Annotated in this window: 10 protein-coding genes and 1 tRNA gene; 1 reads left to right on the top strand and 10 read right to left on the bottom strand. The window is 53.2% G+C overall.

The window, feature by feature from the left end; translation table 11 throughout:
* Positions 1–47: 47 nt before the first annotated feature.
* The 10 genes from rpsL to CHH28_RS05945 all read right to left on the bottom strand — a co-directional run bounded on the left by rpsL (position 48) and on the right by CHH28_RS05945 (position 12686).
* Positions 48–422 carry a 30S ribosomal protein S12 gene (rpsL, locus tag CHH28_RS05990; protein ID WP_094059457.1) on the bottom strand — a complete coding sequence of 125 codons (375 nt, stop codon included), beginning with the start codon at positions 420–422 and terminating at the stop codon, positions 48–50.
* Positions 423–543: 121 nt separating this feature from the next.
* A complete protein-coding gene (gene rpoC / locus CHH28_RS05985; protein ID WP_094059456.1) occupies positions 544–4764 on the bottom strand; it encodes a DNA-directed RNA polymerase subunit beta' in 4221 nt (1406 codons plus the stop codon).
* Positions 4765–4825: 61 nt separating this feature from the next.
* Positions 4826–8902, bottom strand: a complete 4077-nt coding sequence (rpoB, locus tag CHH28_RS05980) for a DNA-directed RNA polymerase subunit beta (RefSeq protein ID WP_094059455.1) — start codon at positions 8900–8902, stop codon at positions 4826–4828.
* A gap of 445 nt (positions 8903–9347) precedes the next feature.
* Complete coding sequence (gene rplL / locus CHH28_RS05975) at positions 9348–9722, bottom strand: 50S ribosomal protein L7/L12 (RefSeq protein WP_094059454.1); 375 nt, start codon at positions 9720–9722, stop codon at positions 9348–9350.
* A gap of 63 nt (positions 9723–9785) precedes the next feature.
* Positions 9786–10280, bottom strand: a complete 495-nt coding sequence (gene rplJ, locus CHH28_RS05970) for a 50S ribosomal protein L10 (protein WP_094059453.1) — start codon at positions 10278–10280, stop codon at positions 9786–9788.
* Between the two features lie 185 nt (positions 10281–10465).
* Entirely contained in the window at positions 10466–11161 is a 696-nt protein-coding gene (gene rplA, locus CHH28_RS05965) for a 50S ribosomal protein L1 (protein ID WP_094059452.1), read from the bottom strand.
* Positions 11161–11595, bottom strand: coding sequence for a 50S ribosomal protein L11 (gene rplK, locus CHH28_RS05960; RefSeq protein WP_094059451.1), 435 nt, complete (start codon positions 11593–11595; stop codon positions 11161–11163). The genes rplA and rplK overlap by 1 nt, the downstream gene beginning before the upstream one ends.
* Before the next feature lie 47 nt (positions 11596–11642).
* Positions 11643–12179 carry a transcription termination/antitermination protein NusG gene (nusG, locus tag CHH28_RS05955; RefSeq protein ID WP_094059450.1) on the bottom strand — a complete coding sequence of 179 codons (537 nt, stop codon included), beginning with the start codon at positions 12177–12179 and terminating at the stop codon, positions 11643–11645.
* 10 nt (positions 12180–12189) lie between these two features.
* Positions 12190–12561, bottom strand: coding sequence for a preprotein translocase subunit SecE (gene secE / locus CHH28_RS05950; RefSeq protein WP_094059449.1), 372 nt, complete (start codon positions 12559–12561; stop codon positions 12190–12192).
* Positions 12562–12610: 49 nt separating this feature from the next.
* Positions 12611–12686: transfer RNA gene (locus CHH28_RS05945), tRNA-Trp, on the bottom strand.
* A gap of 325 nt (positions 12687–13011) precedes the next feature.
* Between CHH28_RS05945 and fusA the strand changes: the two genes are divergently transcribed.
* Entirely contained in the window at positions 13012–15099 is a 2088-nt protein-coding gene (fusA, locus tag CHH28_RS05940; protein ID WP_094059448.1) for an elongation factor G, read from the top strand.
* Positions 15100–15155: the final 56 nt, after the last annotated feature.

Genomic DNA, 15155 nt, shown 5'->3' with positions numbered 1-15155 from the left:
TGGGCATTGTCATCCCAGCCTTACTCTTATCGACTATGAATAAACAATTAGCCCTTAGGGCGCTTAGCACCGTACTTGGAACGGCCTTGCTTACGATCAGCAACACCTGAGGTATCCAAAGTACCGCGTACTGTGTGATAGCGAACACCCGGCAAGTCTTTTACACGACCGCCGCGAATCAGAACCACACTGTGTTCTTGCAGGTTGTGACCTTCACCACCAATGTAGGAAGACACTTCGAAACCGTTCGTCAAACGCACACGACATACTTTACGCAATGCCGAGTTTGGCTTTTTCGGGGTAGTGGTGTACACACGGGTGCATACGCCACGACGCTGAGGACACGCCTGCAGGGCAGGTACGTCGCTCTTAGCCACTTTGCGCTTACGAGGCTGACGAACCAACTGGTTGATTGTAGCCATTTGGCAAACTCCCATATCGTTCAAAAAAGCATCAGAAAACTGATGCAATAAAAGGGGCCGCGAGGATACCCGCCGCGGCCCCAGGCGTCAAGGCTGCTCACAATGCGAACAACCTGACAGATTATTTATCGCTGAACGCTTCGCTCAGCTTGGCTTCCATTTCGTCCGCCGACACACTCAGACCCGCAGGAGTAGTCTTCAGGCGCTCGTTCTCACGATCCTGACGCTTACGCTTGCGCTCTTCGTGGTATGCCAGACCGGTACCGGCTGGAATCAGACGACCTACCACTACGTTTTCTTTCAGGCCACGCAGGGTATCCATCTTGCCAGTCACCGCACCTTCGGTCAGAACGCGCGTAGTTTCCTGGAACGATGCCGCAGAAATAAACGACTCGGTTGCCAACGAGGCTTTGGTGATACCCAGCAGCACACGCTCGCCTTTCGCCGTTACCTTGCCATCTGCTTCCAACTGCTCGTTCTCGGCCAGGAAGGCTGAGTACTCAACCTGATCACCTGGAATAAAGGTCGAATCACCGGCTTCGGTAATCAGAACCTTACGCAGCATCTGACGCACGATCACTTCGATGTGCTTATCGTCAATGCCCACACCTTGCAGACGGTAAACTTCCTGCACTTCGTTGGTCACGTACATGGCCAAGTCACCCACGCCTTTCAGACGCAGAATGTCGTGCGGGTTCAGCGGTCCATCAGAGATGACCTCACCTTTCTCAACGTTTTCACCTTCGAATACGTTGAGGTGACGCCACTTGTGGATCAGCTCTTCATACGGATCGCCACCGTCTTTTGGTGTAATCACCAGACGCTTCTTACCTTTGGTCTCTTTACCGAAGCTCACGGTACCTGAGATTTCTGCCAAGATGGCAGGCTCTTTCGGCTTACGCGCTTCGAACAAGTCAGCCACGCGTGGCAGACCACCGGTAATGTCTTTGTTGCCCGAGGTTTCTTGTGGAATACGAGCGATGATGTCACCCACTTCCACTTCGATGCCATTTTCATGGTTCACCAAGGCGTTGGCCGGCAGCAAATACTGCGCTGGCGCATTGGTACCTGGCAGCATCACATCGTTACCGGCAGCATCGACCAGCTTCACCATTGGGCGAATGTCTTTACCAGCGGCTGGACGATCTTTTGGATCGATCACTTCGATGTTCGACAGACCCGTCAATTCGTCGGTTTGACGATTGATGGTGATGCCTTCTTCCATACCAACAAATTCAATACGACCGGCTACTTCAGTCACGATTGGGTGCGTGTGCGGATCGAAGGTTGCGACCTTCTGACCGGCGTCTACCGCATCACCATCTTTCACTGAGATCACCGCACCGTATGGCAGTTTGTACAGCTCACGCTCACGACCGTGCTCATCAGCAACAGCAATCGAGCCCGAACGTGACACCGCCACCAGTTCGCCACTGGTACGAGTAACCGTCTTCAAGTTGTGCAGACGCACAGTACCGGCGTTTTTCACCTGTACACTGTCCGCCGCCGATGCACGCGATGCCGCACCACCAATGTGGAAGGTACGCATCGTCAGCTGTGTACCTGGCTCACCGATCGACTGTGCAGCGATAACACCCACGGCCTCACCGACGTTCACCTGGTGACCGCGACCCAAGTCACGACCGTAACAGGACGAACAAATGCCCACGCGGCTATCACAAGTAATCGCCGAGCGTACCAGTACTTCGTCGACACCGGCCGCTTCGATGATTTTCACCCAGCGCTCGTCGACCAGAGTACCCGCTGGCGCGACCACTTCGTCACTGCCTGGCTTAACCACGTCGGTAGCCATCACACGACCCAGAATACGGTCGCCCAAGGCCACGACTACGTCACCGCCTTCGATCAGTGGCGTTACCACCAGGCCACGCTCAGTGCCACAGTCACGGTCGGTCACCACCAGATCCTGCGCCACGTCGACCAGACGACGAGTCAAGTAACCCGAGTTCGCTGTCTTCAGTGCCGTATCCGCCAGACCCTTACGAGCACCGTGGGTCGAGGTAAAGTACTGCAGTACGTTCAGACCTTCACGGAAGTTCGCGGTAATCGGCGTCTCAATGATCGAGCCGTCCGGCTTGGCCATCAGACCACGCATACCCGCCAACTGACGAATCTGTGCTGGGCTACCCCGTGCACCTGAGTCAGCCATCATGTACACCGAGTTGAACGATTCTTGCTCAACATCGTTGCCATCGCGGTCGACCACAGGCTCAGTGCTGAGGTTGTCCATCATGGCTTTCGCCACCAGCTCGTTGGCACGAGACCAGATGTCGATCACCTTGTTGTATTTTTCGCCGTGGGTTACCAGACCCGCGGCAAACTGATCTTCAATCTCTTTAACTTCGGCGTCGGCATTGGCAATGATTTCTGCCTTAGCATCCGGAATCACGAAGTCATTCACACCAATCGAGGTGCCAGAACGGGTCGCGAATTCAAAGCCGGTGTACATCACTTGGTCAGCAAAGATGACGGTGTCTTTCAAACCCACTTTACGGTAAGCGGTGTTGATCAGACGCGAAATCGCCTTCTTCTTCATCGGCTGGTTAACCAGCTCAAATGGCAGACCTTTTGGCACGATGCGGAACAACATGGCACGACCAATGGTGGTGTCGAACAACCCGGTGTTAACCGTGGTGTTGCCTTCGTCGTCGGTCACGTGCTCAGTCAGGCGAACTTTAACGCGCGCCTGCAAGTGCGCAGCACCTGAGCGGTAAGCGCGATCCACTTCGTCCAAGTCAGCCAACACCATGCCTTCGCCACGCGCGTTAACACGCTCACGAGTCATCCAGTACAGGCCCAGTACCACGTCTTGCGACGGTACGATGATTGGCTCACCGTTCGCGGGTGCCAGTACGTTGTTGGTTGCCATCATCAAAGCACGCGCTTCGAGCTGTGCTTCGATGGTCAGCGGTACGTGTACCGCCATTTGGTCACCGTCGAAGTCAGCGTTGTACGCCGCACACACCAATGGGTGCAGTTGGATCGCTTTACCTTCGATCAGCTGAGGTTCAAACGCTTGGATACCCAAACGGTGCAGCGTAGGTGCACGGTTCAGCATCACTGGGTGTTCGCGAATCACTTCCGCCAGGATGTCCCAAACTTCGGCGGTTTCGCGCTCAACCATCTTCTTAGCCGCTTTAATCGTGGTGGCTAAACCACGGTGCTCCAGCTTGGAGAAGATGAATGGCTTGAACAGCTCCAGTGCCATTTTCTTCGGCAGACCACATTGGTGCAGGCGCAGCTTTGGACCTACGGTAATTACCGAACGACCCGAATAGTCAACACGCTTACCCAACAGGTTCTGACGGAAACGACCCTGCTTACCTTTGATCATGTCGGCCAGAGATTTCAGCGGACGCTTGTTCGAACCAGTAATGGCACGACCACGACGACCGTTATCCAGCAAGGCATCCACCGACTCTTGCAACATACGCTTTTCGTTGCGCACGATGATGTCTGGTGCATTCAGCTCCAGCAGGCGCTTCAAACGGTTGTTACGGTTGATCACGCGGCGGTACAGATCGTTCAGGTCAGAGGTCGCAAAACGACCACCGTCCAGCGGTACCAGCGGACGCAGATCTGGCGGCAGAACCGGCAGTACCTTCATGATCATCCACTTGGGATCATTGCCAGACTGCAGGAAAGCCTCAAGAATCTTCAGACGCTTAGATAGCTTCTTAATTTTGGTTTCTGAGTTAGTCGCCGGAATTTCTTCACGCAGGCGATTTACTTCGTCTTCCAGCTCAATATGACCCAGCAGTGCTTCGATGGCTTCAGCACCCATCTTGGCTTCAAACTCGTCACCAAACTCTTCGATGGCTTCGTAGTACTGCTCATCGGTCAGCAACTGACCGGTTTCCAGCGTGGTCATACCAGGCTCTGTGACTACGAATGACTCGTAGTACAGGATGCGTTCGATATCACGCAGGGTCATGTCCAGCATCAAACCGATACGGGACGGCAGTGATTTCAGGAACCAGATGTGCGCCACTGGCGAGGCCAGGTCAATGTGACCCATGCGCTCACGACGTACTTTCGCCTGAGTAACTTCAACACCACACTTTTCACAAATCACACCACGGTGCTTGAGGCGCTTATATTTGCCACACAAGCACTCGTAATCTTTGATCGGGCCAAAGATACGCGCACAGAACAAGCCATCACGCTCAGGCTTGAAGGTACGGTAGTTGATCGTCTCCGGCTTTTTAACTTCACCGAACGACCAAGAACGAATCATTTCTGGCGAGGCGAGGCCGATGCGGATGGCGTCAAACTCGTCAGCGTTGTTCTGGTTACGCAGAAAATTGACTAAGTCTTTCATAGTTAGCTCCGTTTGGAGTCAGGCTCAGGCGGCGATGACCGCCTGAACTCTGCTCATCCGCTTATTCGTTTTCCAGTTCGATGTCGATACCGAGAGAGCGAATCTCTTTAACCAATACGTTAAAGGATTCAGGCATACCGGCTTCCATACGATGGTCACCGTCAACGATGTTTTTATACATCTTGGTACGACCAGCCACGTCATCGGATTTCACCGTCAACATTTCCTGCAAGGTGTAAGCGGCACCGTATGCTTCCAGTGCCCACACTTCCATCTCACCGAAGCGCTGACCACCGAACTGAGCTTTACCGCCCAGCGGCTGCTGCGTGACCAGACTGTACGAACCGGTTGAACGGGCGTGCATCTTGTCATCCACCAAGTGGTTCAGCTTCAGCATGTACATGTAGCCAACGGTCACTGGACGGTCGAAGGCATCGCCAGTACGACCATCAAACAGCGTCATTTGACCAGAGTCTGGCAGGTCTGCCAGACGCAGCATGCGCTTGATTTCAGTTTCTTTAGCACCGTCGAAGGCAGGTGTTGCCATCGGTACACCGTTACGCAGGTTGTTCGCCAGCTCAAGGATTTCAGCATCGCTAAAGCTATCCAGGTCCTCAACGCGCAGGCTGTCGCCGCCGTTGTAGATCTGCTGCAGCAAATCACGCAGTTTGGCAATTTCCTGCTGCTGACGAATCAATTCGTCGATCTTTTCACCCAGACCTTTCGCTGCCAGACCCAAGTGGATCTCCATGATCTGACCAACGTTCATCCGCGACGGTACACCCAGCGGGTTCAGTACGATATCAACCGGCACACCTTTTTCATCATGCGGCATGTCTTCGACTGGTTGAATCGTCGAGATAACACCTTTGTTACCGTGACGACCCGCCATCTTATCGCCTGGCTGGATCTTACGTTTAATCGCTAGGTACACCTTAACGATCTTCAGTACGCCTGGTGCCAAGTCATCACCGGTTTGCAACTTACGCTTTTTATCTTCGAAACGCTCGTCCAGCATCTGACGACGCTCTTGCAGAGATTGCGCAGCGGCTTCCAGCACTTCGGCCAGCGACTCGTCTTGCGGCACGATCTTGAACCATTGCTCGCCGTCCAGTGACTGCAGGTAGTCTTCAGTCAGGGTATCGCCCTTCTTCAGACCTGGTGCTGCATTGACGGTTTGGCCAACCAACTGGCGCTGCAAACGCTCGAAAGTTGCGCCTTTAACAATACGCATCTCTTCGTTGAGGTCCTTACGGATCTCGTCGAGCTGCATTTGTTCGATTTCCAGTGCACGCTGATCTTTTTCGACGCCGTCACGGGTAAAGATCTGCACGTCGATAACGGTACCTGTGGTACCGGTCTTAACGCGCAGTGACGTATCTTTAACATCGGAGGCTTTTTCACCAAAGATGGCACGCAGCAGTTTCTCTTCTGGCGTCAGTTGGGTTTCACCTTTTGGCGTTACCTTACCAACCAGAATGTCGCCTGGGCGTACTTCGGCACCAATGTGCACTACGCCAGACTCGTCCAACTTATTCAGCGCGGCTTCACCGACGTTTGGGATATCGGCGGTGACTTCTTCGCTGCCCAGCTTGGTATCACGAGCGACACAGGTCAGCTCCTGAATGTGGATAGTGGTCAGACGATCTTCTTGCGCCACACGCTCAGACAGCATGATGGAGTCTTCGAAGTTGTAACCATTCCACGGCATAAAGGCGATGCGGAAGTTCTGACCCAGCGCCAGCTCACCCAAATCGACGGACGGGCCATCGGCCATCACGTCGCCGCGCGTCACCATGTCACCGGCTTTCACCAGTGGACGCTGGTTGATGCAGGTGTTCTGGTTAGAACGGGTGTATTTGGTCAGGTTGTAGATGTCCACACCGGCTTCACCAGCCAGAGTTTCTTCGTCGTTCACCTTCACCACGATACGCGAGGCATCGACCGAATCGATGACACCGCCACGCTTAGCCATTACACACACGCCAGAGTCTTGTGCTACCGCACGCTCAATACCGGTACCGACCAGCGGCTTCTCGGATTTCAGCGTCGGTACCGCCTGACGTTGCATGTTCGATCCCATCAATGCACGGTTCGCATCGTCGTGCTCGAGGAATGGGATCAGTGACGCCGCGATGGACACAACCTGACGTGGCGACACGTCTTGCAGCGTCACACTTTCAGGTGGCATCAGGGTTGTTTCGTTCAAGTGACGAACAGAAATCAGATCACCTTGCAGGCGGCCACTGTCATCGGTCGGCACAGAGGCCTGGGCGATAACGTGCTTACCTTCTTCAATGGCTGATACGTAGATGATTTCGTCGGTCACCACACCGCTGTCCACTTTGCGGAACGGCGTTTCCAGGAAGCCATAATCATTGGTACGGGCGTATGTCGCCAGCGAGTTGATCAGACCAATGTTTGGACCTTCCGGCGTTTCAATCGGACATACGCGGCCATAGTGAGTGGCGTGTACGTCGCGCACCTCAAAGCCAGCACGCTCACGCGTCAGACCACCCGGGCCCAACGCCGAGATACGACGCTTGTGCGTCACTTCCGACAACGGGTTGTTTTGGTCCATGAACTGAGACAGCTGCGAAGAACCAAAGAACTCTTTCACCGCTGCAGCCACTGGCTTAGCGTTGATCAAATCTTGTGGCATCAGGCCTTCAGATTCGGCCATCGACAAACGCTCACGCACAGCACGCTCAACACGCACCAAGCCAACGCGGAATTGGTTTTCAGCCATTTCGCCAACGGAGCGAATACGACGGTTACCCAAGTGGTCGATGTCGTCCACCACACCTTTACCGTTGCGGATGTCGATCAGCGTCTTCAGTACCGAGACGATGTCTTCTTTGTCCAACGTACCGGCACCAGTGATTTCATCACGGCCAATACGACGGTTGAACTTCATCCGACCAACGCCTGACAAGTCGTAACGCTCGTCAGTGAAGAACAGGTTTTCGAACAGCGCTTCGGCGCTTTCTTTGGTTGGCGGCTCGCCTGGACGCATCATGCGGTAGATTTCGACCAGCGCTTCGAGGGCGTTGGTGGTCGGATCAATACGCAAGGTATCAGACAGGAACGGGCCACAATCCAGTTCGTTGGTGTAAATGGTCTCGAACGCAGTCACTTTGGACTCGCCAAAACGCACCAATACTTCTGGCGTGATTTCCGTGTTGGCAGGCGCCAATACTTCGCCAGTGCTGGTGTCGATGATGTCTTTCGCCAGCGCACGACCCAACAGGTAGTCCACTGGTACCGACAGCTCTTCCACGCCGGCTTTTTCCAGCTGGCGAATGTGGCGAGCGGTAATACGACGACCCGACTCAACCAGCACATTACCATCGTTATCTTTGATATCGAAGGCCGCTGTTTCACCGCGCAGACGCGATGGAATCAGCTTCAACAGCGCGCCATCCGGGGTCAGGCGATAGCTGTCATTCTCGAAGAATTCGGCCAGAATTTCTTCGGTGTGGTAGCCCAGTGCACGCAGCAGAATGGTCGCCGGTAATTTACGACGACGGTCGATACGAACGTACACCAGATCCTTTGGATCGAACTCGAAGTCCAACCAAGAACCACGGTATGGAATCACACGGGCGTTATACAGCAACTTACCAGAGGAGTGCGTCTTACCCTTATCGTGATCGAAGAACACACCCGGTGAACGGTGCAACTGAGATACAATCACACGCTCGGTACCGTTGACGATAAAGGTACCGTTGTCGGTCATGAGCGGCATTTCGCCCATGTAGACTTCTTGTTCCTTGATGTCTTTGATGGCCTTAGTGGCTGAATCTTTATCGTAAATGATCAGACGCACTTTTACGCGCAGTGGCGCGGCATAGGTCACGCCACGCAGCATACATTCCTTCTCGTCGAAGGTAGGAGTGCCGAGGCGGTAGCTCACGTACTCCAATGCGGCGTTCCCGGAATAACTTACAATCGGGAATACGGACTTAAATGCAGCGTGCAGACCGATCTCTGAACGATCTTCTGCACTGGCTCCTTCCTGCAGGAACTTGCGGTAGGAGTCGATTTGAATGGCCAGCAGGTATGGCACATCCATGACGTTCGGTAGTTTACCGAAATCCTTACGGATACGTTTTTTCTCAGTATATGAGTAAGCCATCAGTTATCCCCGGACTGTTGCCTCGATCAGGTCGTCAGACCCATGTGGCTTGGGTCTGTTAGTACTAATTCAATGGTGACTGGTTTAGGTCGGGTGACCTCAGTCACTCCAGGAGAGCAGCGTTGCGTGATGCATACATCAATAGCTAAGCGGGCAGCTACAGGCCGACAAGTTACAACTGGGTTTGTCATTCTGCTTGAGCAGCATCGGTCGTGAGTCATACGATGTGCAACCTACCACCCCAAAGAGCTCAGTAGCCTATGCCACTGGCTGTACCATTGAATTAGCGCCAACCGGCCCAACACTTACCTTGCGTTAGAACCCGGCAGCTTGCCAGCAAGCTCACGATTTCCATAACGTGAAAAAGGCTGACGGGTAACCCCGCCAGCCGTTCGCCGTTTTTCGACTTTAGAGCCCAAGCAACGGCTTTGCAACGAATTGCAAATTACTTGACTTCGACAGAAGCGCCAGCTGCTTCCAGAGCCGCCTTAGCAGCTTCGGCGTCATCCTTAGATACGCCTTCTTTAACAGTCGCTGGAGCGCCGTCAACCATTGCTTTCGCGTCTTTCAGGCCAGCGCCAGTCAGTTCACGAACTGCCTTGATCACGTTAACCTTCTTGTCGCCTGCAGAGGTCAGAACAACGTCGAACTCAGTTTGCTCTTCAGCTGCGCCAGCGTCGCCGCCAGCTGCACCACCAGCAACAACCGCAGCTGCTGCAGATACGCCGAACTTCTCTTCCATCGCTTCAACCAGCTCAACAACGTCTTTTACAGACATTTCGGCGATTGCTTCGATGATATCTTCTTTAGTCAGTGACATGAGACTATTCCTAAATTTAATGGAGCACTATGCTCGATAAATCGTTGTGCAAACAGCTTGGGATTAAGCCGCTTGCTCTTCTTTCTGTTCGCGGATAGCAGCAATGGTACGTACCAGCTTGCCTGCAGACGCTTCTTTCATGACGCTCATTAGCTTGGCGATTGCTTCGTCGTATGTTGGCAGTGTTGCCAGCATGTTGAAGTCAACAACCTCACCTTCGAAGGCACCAGCTTTGATTTCGAATGCGTCGTTCTCTTTAGCAAATGCTTTAAAGATACGAGCCGCAGCACCTGGATGCTCTGATGAAAATGCAATCAGAGTTGGACCCACCATGCTGTCTTTCAGACATTCGTAATCGGTACCTTCCACCGCGCGACGTGCCAGGGTGTTACGGACAACTTTCACCCAAACACCGGCTTCGCGGGCTTCTTTACGCAGAGCGGTCATGGCACCCACAGTCACGCCACGCGAATCTGCAACAACGGCAGACAGAGCGTTTTGCGCTGCATCCTGGACTTCGGCGACGATCGCCTTCTTATCTTCGAGTCCTAAGGCCACGATTAACTCCTAACAAGTTAGTTGGGCTCAGAAGAGCCAGTCTCGGTGTGACTATTCAGAATACTGAACGGGGCCACACACTATCTGCGCAGGGTATTAAGCAAAACAGACTACATACTTGTTTTGCACCTGCGGTCTTTGACAGCTGCCGCCAACGGCGGCAACCCCAAAGATCGTTTTGTTGATCAGATATCCAGAGCGGTATGATCAACCACCAAACCAGGACCCATAGTCGTAGACAGGGTCACTTTCTTCATAAATACGCCTTTGGCGGAAGAAGGTTTGGCTTTTTTCAGGTCAGCCAGCAATGCTGTCAGGTTGCCCTTCAGAGATTCAACGCTGAAGTCAGCCTTACCAATGCTGGTATGAATGATGCCGTTTTTGTCGTTACGGTAACGAACCTGACCAGCCTTTGCGTTATTTACCGCAGTCGCTACGTCAGGAGTCACGGTGCCTACTTTCGGGTTTGGCATCAGGCCACGAGGACCCAGTACCTGACCCAGCTGACCAACAACGCGCATCGCATCTGGAGATGCAATCACCACGTCAAAGTTCAGGTCACCGCCTTTGATTTTCTCAGCCAGATCTTCCATGCCCACTTCGTCAGCGCCAGCAGCCAAAGCAGCTTCAGCGTTTGCACCTTGGGTGAACACAGCAACACGCATGGTTTTACCGGTGCCGTTAGGCAGTACGGTAGAGCCACGAACGTTCTGGTCAGACTTACGTGCGTCGATGCCCAGGTTAACGGCAACATCAACCGACTCAACGAACTTAGGCTTTGGCAATTCAGCCAAAATAGCAACAGCTTCTTCGATGCTGTAAACCTTGCCCGCTTCTACTTTTTCAGCAATCAGCTTCTGGCGCTTAGTCAACTTAGCCATTATTCAACACCCTCCACGTTCAGACCCATTGCACGGGCAGAACCGGCGATGGTACGTACTGCTGCATCCATATCGGCGGCAGTCAGGTCTTTCATCTTAGCGGTGGCGATTTCTTCCAACTGAGCACGGGTAACGGTACCCACTTTTTCAGTGTTAGGACGCGCAGAACCACTTTGGATGCCCGCTGCTTTTTTCAGCAGGAAAGACGCCGGTGGAGTTTTGATGTCGAAGGTAAAGCTTTTATCGCTGTACACTGTGATGATCACAGGAACTGGCGCGCCCGCTTCCAGGCTGTCAGTTTTAGCGTTAAACGCCTTACAGAATTCCATGATGTTCAGACCGTGCTGACCCAGAGCAGGACCAACCGGGGGACTTGGGTTAGCTTTACCAGCGCCAACCTGCAGCTTGATATAGCCGTCTACTTTCTTAGCCATGATGTACTCCTAATGGGTAATAGCGCCCCGAGGGCTCCCCGTTCAACTTATGCCGACTTTTCGACCTGGGTAAATTCCAGCTCAACGGGCGTCGACCGCCCAAAAATAGTAACCGCCACCTGCAAACGGGATTTTTCGTAGTCGACACCTTCGACCACACCGTTAAAGTCAGCAAACGGACCATCGATAACACGAACCACTTCACCGGGCTCGTAGATGGTTTTGTGCGACGGACGACCCGCACCATCTTCAACGCGCTGCAGAATGGCATCCGCTTCACGCTCGGTAATCGGCGCAGGCTTATCGGCAGTACCGCCGATAAAACCCATCACACGCGGCGTCTGCTTAACCAGGTGCCACGTGTCATCATTCATTTCCATCTGCACCAGCACATAGCCGGGGTAGAATTTGCGCTCACTCTTGCGCTTTTTACCCTCACGCACTTCAACCACTTCTTCGGTAGGCACCAACACCTCACCGAATTGGTCCTGCATCTCGTGCAGCTCGATACGCTCTTTCAGCGTATTCTGGACGCGCTTTTCATAACCTGAGTACGCATGAACGACATACCAACGCATAGACATATTGGATTCCTTAGCCGATCAACAGCGAAACAAGCCAGCCCAACAAACTGTCGAGCCCCCATAAAACCAACCCCATCAGAAACACGACACCAACAACGATCAGCGTTGTCTGAGTGGTCTCTTGACGCGTCGGCCACACTACTTTGCGGCGCTCAATATTGGCTTCTTTCAATAACTGCAGAAAATCTTTGCCCTGACTGCTGGTCAAAGCAATGCCCGCACTGACCAACATCAGCGCCACGACAGCCAGCACGCGATACAAAGTAGCCACTTCGGTGTAATAGCCATTACCCCAAACCGCTGCGGCAAAAACCACCACAGCCAACAGCCACTTGATATAATCCAGCGGAGACGACTTGCTTGTGTTGCTTTCGGTACTCATGAAAATTCCCTGAAGCCAAAAATGGCAGCCGAAGCTGCCACCAAGAATCTGGCAGGCCAGGAGGGACTCGAACCCCCAACTTTCGGTTTTGGAGACCGACGCTCTACCAATTGAACTACTGGCCTATACACACTCAATTAGGGCGCAGCACTATACAGCATGATTAGCAAAGTGCAACCCCTAATGCGCATGCGTGCCTGCGAATGAGCACGCAAGAGGAGATGGGGCGCACCTTACCCAATACACTCGGTCTTGCCAAGCTTTAATTTCATCAACTGCACCAAAATGGCACAAGCCAAGAGTGCTGCAACCCAGATCAGCCCTGCCGCCATTAACTATTGAGACTTTTTCCCGCTCTTGAGGCGATTTATTTCTATATAGGTGCTCAAAATCGAAGAGAAACCCTGTAGAATGGCGCGCGATTTCGACCCTAGCTTATTGAGTAACGCTATGACTGATTTATCTAAGTACAGAAACATCGGCATCTTCGCCCACGTTGACGCCGGTAAAACCACGACCACTGAGCGTATCCTGAAACTGACCGGTAAGATCCATAAAACCGGTGAGGTGCACGATGGTGAGTCCACCACCGACTTCATGGAGCAGGAAGCTGAGCGTGGTATCACCATTCAGTCAGCGGCTGTTACCTGTGAGTGGGCAGGCCACCGTCTGAACGTTATTGACACCCCTGGACACGTTGACTTTACCGTTGAAGTATACCGTTCTCTGAAAGTTCTGGACGGCGGCATCGGCGTATTCTGCGGATCTGGCGGCGTTGAGCCACAATCCGAAACCAACTGGCGTTACGCGAACGAATCTGAAGTATCTCGTATTATCTTCGTTAACAAGCTGGACCGTCTGGGCGCCGACTTCTACCGCGTGGTAGATCAGGTGAAGAACGTTCTGGGCGCGAACCCGCTGGTAATGGTATTGCCAATCGGTACCGAAGATCAGTTCGTTGGTGTGGTTGACCTGCTGAGCCGCAAAGCTTACGTGTGGGACGACACTGGCCTGCCAGAAAACTACGAAGTTAAAGACGTACCTGCTGACATGGCAGACGACGTTGAGATGTACCGTGAGCAGTTGATCGAAACCGCTCTGGAAGTCGACGAAGATCTGATGATGGCTTACCTGGAAGAAGGTACCGAGCCATCAATCGAAGAAATCAAGCGTTGCATCCGTGAAGGCACTCGCACGCTGGCGTTCTTCCCAACCTACTGTGGCTCTGCGTTTAAGAACAAAGGTGTACAGCTGGTTCTGGACGCGGTTGTTGACTACCTGCCAGCACCAACTGAAGTCGATCCTCAGCCTTTGACCGACGAAGAAGGTAACGAGACTGGCGAATACGCCACTGTTTCTGCGGAAGAGCCACTGCGCGCCTTGGCATTTAAGATCATGGACGACCGTTTCGGCGCCCTGACCTTTATCCGTATCTACTCAGGCGTACTGAACAAGGGTGACACCATCCTTAACTCAGCAACCGGCAAAACTGAACGTATCGGCCGTATGGTAGAGATGCAGGCAGACGACAAGTCTGAGCTGACCCGCGCTCAAGCCGGTGACATCATCGCTGTTGTTGGTATGAAGAACGTTCAAACTGGTCACACTCTGTGTGATCCAAAGGCGCCATGCACACTGGAAGCCATGGTGTTCCCAGATCCAGTAATCTCGATCGCGGTTAAGCCAAAAGATAAAGGCGCCGTTGATAAGATGGGTATCGCTATTGGTAAGCTGGTAGCCGAAGATCCATCGTTCCGCGTTGAGACTGATGAAGATTCTGGTGAGACCATCCTGAAAGGTATGGGCGAGCTGCACCTGGACATTAAAGTCGACATCCTGAAGCGTACTTATGGCGTTGAACTGGAAGTGGGCGAGCCTCAGGTAGCGTACCGTGAAACCATCACTACGCCGGTTGAAGACAGCTACACCCACAAGAAGCAGTCGGGTGGCTCTGGTCAGTACGGTAAGATCGACTACACCATGAAGCCAGGTGAGCCAGGCTCAGGTTTCGTTTTCACTACTTCGGTAGTGGGCGGTAACGTACCTAAGGAATTCTTCCCAGCCATCGAAAAAGGCTTCAAAGCCATGATGGACGAAGGCCCACTGGCTGGCTTCCCAGTACTGGACGTTGAAATCGACGTTCATGACGGTGGCTACCACGCGGTTGACTCCTCTGCAGTAGCGTTTGAAATCGCTGCTAAAGGTGCATTCCGTCAAACCATGCCTAAGGCCGGCGCGCAGCTGCTGGAGCCGATCATGAAGGTTGACGTGTTCACCCCAGAAGACAACGTCGGTGACGTAATCGGTGACTTGAACCGTCGTCGCGGCATGATCAAAGACCAAGAAGCTGGCGTGACTGGCGTGCGCATCAAGGCAGACGTTCCTCTGTCAGAGATGTTCGGTTACATCGGCCACCTGCGTACCATCACTTCTGGTCGTGGTCAGTTCTCTATGGAGTTCAGCCACTACATGCCTTGCCCAACCAACATTGCCGACACGGTAATGGCGGACGCTAAGGCGCGCAAAGAAGCCAAATAAGGCGCTTTGCAAATAAAAAAGCCCCGCTGATGCGGGGCTTTTTTTTGCCGTTAAGA

Source organism: Bacterioplanes sanyensis, assembly GCF_002237535.1.
Classification (GTDB): Bacteria; Pseudomonadota; Gammaproteobacteria; order Pseudomonadales; family Oceanobacteraceae; genus Bacterioplanes; species Bacterioplanes sanyensis_A.
Note: the sequence above shows the minus strand (reverse complement) of the source record. Positions and strands in the feature narration are given on the sequence as shown.

Bases quoted from the DNA above. Each gene is read 5' to 3' on its own strand.
- nusG (WP_094059450.1), bottom strand. From the start codon at position 12,179: ATGTCTATGCGTTGGTATGTCGTTCATGCGTACTCAGGTTATGAAAAG.
- secE (WP_094059449.1), bottom strand. From the start codon at position 12,561: ATGAGTACCGAAAGCAACACAAGCAAGTCGTCTCCGCTGGATTATATC.
- rpoB (WP_094059455.1), bottom strand. From the start codon at position 8,902: ATGGCTTACTCATATACTGAGAAAAAACGTATCCGTAAGGATTTCGGT.
- rplA (WP_094059452.1), bottom strand. From the start codon at position 11,161: ATGGCTAAGTTGACTAAGCGCCAGAAGCTGATTGCTGAAAAAGTAGAA.
- rpsL (WP_094059457.1), bottom strand. From the start codon at position 422: ATGGCTACAATCAACCAGTTGGTTCGTCAGCCTCGTAAGCGCAAAGTG.
- rplK (WP_094059451.1), bottom strand. From the start codon at position 11,595: ATGGCTAAGAAAGTAGACGGCTATATCAAGCTGCAGGTTGGCGCTGGT.
- rplL (WP_094059454.1), bottom strand. From the start codon at position 9,722: ATGTCACTGACTAAAGAAGATATCATCGAAGCAATCGCCGAAATGTCT.
- rpoC (WP_094059456.1), bottom strand. From the start codon at position 4,764: ATGAAAGACTTAGTCAATTTTCTGCGTAACCAGAACAACGCTGACGAG.
- fusA (WP_094059448.1), top strand. From the start codon at position 13,012: ATGACTGATTTATCTAAGTACAGAAACATCGGCATCTTCGCCCACGTT.